This is a genomic window from Vibrio sp. 1078-1, assembly GCF_033340475.1.
In genome coordinates this window covers 1-1,023 of record NZ_JAWOWM010000107.1, presented here as the reverse complement: position 1 = coordinate 1,023, position 1,023 = coordinate 1, and the positions used below count along the sequence as shown (strand labels likewise).

Below are 1,023 nucleotides of genomic sequence, written 5' to 3'. Positions count from 1 at the left end.
CACCAGTAGCTCGAAGAAAGGCATCAAAGAAGCCAAGCAAAAACATCACTTTTTGGCCTTGTACAATTACAAACAAGAAGCAGAAGTGAATGACCCGTACTACTTGTCGATTCGTCATGGGATTGAAACTCAGTGCGACAAACTCGGCATTACGCTAACCAATTGCTACAACAGCGAAATTGATGTTGAAACGCAAAAGATTACGGGTGTCCTTTTAGTCGGGAAAGTCGACCAAAAGGTGGTCAATAAGTTACCTAAACGCCTAGCCGATAGCATCTGTTACATCGACTTTTCAGATCCAACTAGCCCTTACGATTGCGTTGATATCGACCTTGTAAGAATCAGCAAGCAAGTGGTTGATTTCTTTGTACAACAAGGCTACGAGCGTATCGGATTTATTGGTGGACAAGACGAGCCCAACACCGCAGACATTCGTGAAAATGCGTTTGTGGACTACGGCAGCCTAAAAGGTGTGGTTTCTGAAAACGACATTTATCGTGGCGATTTCTCTAGCTTGTCCGGTTATGACTTAGCGAAAGAGATGCTGGCCAAAGGCGATTTCCCAAAAGCGATGTTCATTGCTTCGGACTCCATTGCGATTGGTGTGTTACGAGCAGTGCATGAGTTTGGTTTAAACATTCCTGATGATATTGCGCTGATCAGCGTGAACGACATTCCTACCGCGCGCTTTACCTTCCCTCCTCTATCGACCGTTCGTATTCATTCTGAAATGATGGGGATTCAAGGCGTGAACTTGTTAGTAGAAAAATACCGTGACGGACGCGCACTGCCCCTTCAGGTGTATGTTCCAAGCAAGCTCAAGCTACGCGGCACAACTCGATAAAAACACCCTCAAAATTGCTCAAATAAAGCACTGAATTTTCAGTGCTTTTTATTTCTTCTTTTATTTTCTACCGAATTTTTACTGTTTTTACTTTCCAAAACAATCTAGAACGCATTCCTTTACTCTGATCACATCTTGCTCAACATTGGTCATTTAAAACGTGACCAAGTTAAAGTAAA

1 protein-coding gene is annotated in these 1,023 nt (G+C 43.0%); it reads left to right on the top strand.

The genetic code is table 11. The features are described from left to right. On the top strand, positions 1-844 hold an 844-nt coding region (ebgR, locus tag R7190_RS25925), incomplete at its 5' end, for a transcriptional regulator EbgR (protein ID WP_318137687.1). Between the last annotated feature and the right edge of the window lie 179 nt (positions 845-1,023).